This window comes from Achromobacter ruhlandii, assembly GCF_902859695.1.
Lineage (GTDB): Bacteria > Pseudomonadota > Gammaproteobacteria > Burkholderiales > Burkholderiaceae_B > Achromobacter > Achromobacter ruhlandii.
The window spans coordinates 1-1,224 of record NZ_CADIJL010000081.1 but is presented as its reverse complement, the minus strand read 5'-3'; the positions used below and the strand labels follow the sequence as shown (position 1 = coordinate 1,224).

Annotated in this window: 1 protein-coding gene; it reads right to left on the bottom strand. The window is 57.0% G+C overall.

Annotation, left to right across the window (positions count from 1 at the left end):
- Positions 1-198: 198 nt before the first annotated feature.
- The coding region (locus HV742_RS32020; RefSeq protein ID WP_175147286.1) for a TolB family protein at positions 199-1,224 on the bottom strand (1,026 nt) is incomplete at its 5' end.

Sequence of the window (1,224 nt, the reverse complement as noted above, 5' to 3'; positions counted from 1 at the left end):
ACTCCCGGGCGTTTGAACACCGCTCCTCGAACAAGCTCGTCCCGACTCAGTTCTCCACCGCGCTGCCCCGCGGACCAATCGGGCCCGCACCAATTGCCGTATATGGGAACAAGACTGGCCAGTTCATCCCAATGGGGGTTGAGGAGCCTGATATCGCCGTATTCGGAAGCCATCTTCGTTCACGCTAATCGTCAAGCACTACGGTTTCACTTCGTTATTGCCGAGTCTGGATGAGACTGTCACAGGGATGATCTCTGCATCTGCCCACGAAGGCAGTTGGATCGCAGACCACGTGGTAGTAGCGATATCCAGCATGGCCATTCCTCCAAGCCTGTTGCCCCGAGTGGAGGGCTGATCCATGTAGATCGTCGCGATATAGCCGCCGCCGGGCGCACATAGCAATTCGCGAGGCTCAAATATCGACCCCGAATCCGCAGGCATTAACTGCCACCCTTGCCGCACGCCTTGCGAGGACAGGCGGATCACACTCAAGCCATGGCGACGCGTTTGTCCCTGGAGGCAAAGATGGCCGGCCCGGTCCTGGGACGGCAGTTCAGCATGCGAGATTCCATCAAAGGCACATGGGACTGGCACCTTGTCGTCTCCACGTCTCATTCGATAAATCTCGCTCCCCCCATAGCGATCGTGGTAATCGGCGAAGAGCCCGGACGGACCGTAGGATTGGAGGAGAATTTCGTCGTCCGAAACGTACTGCGCCTGCCCCCCTTCGACAAACTTGAACAAACCCGAGAAAGGCCGTTCCGTGCCGCTTGAAAGGTCAAATTCCCAGAGATCGAACTCTAGAAGCCGCACACGCCGACCGGGTGGCACCAAGCGCGCACTGCGCCAGAATGCGATTTTCGTCTCGTCCGGAGACATGAAAGGGGATAATTTGTTTCCTTGCGCCGCCGGAATGATCGTCAGCACACCGCCTTCGCTGGGCACCAGCGCAATTTCAGATTCATTCAGCGAACGGCGCTCCTCGTCTTCGGAGTCACCCGGAATCTTCCGACGTGACATTACGATGTAGCGCCCTTGAGGCGAATAGTGTGCGTACGTGTAGCGAAAGCCTTCAGGTAATCCGTAACGATACAAGCGGCCTGTCGTCAACTGATAGCGCATTACGTCACAACGCTGATGAATCCGCTCAACGCACTCGACGAACAACCAGTCGTTGTCATTCGGATGAATGCTCAGCGAACGGATTTCACGGCCGCCATTGGG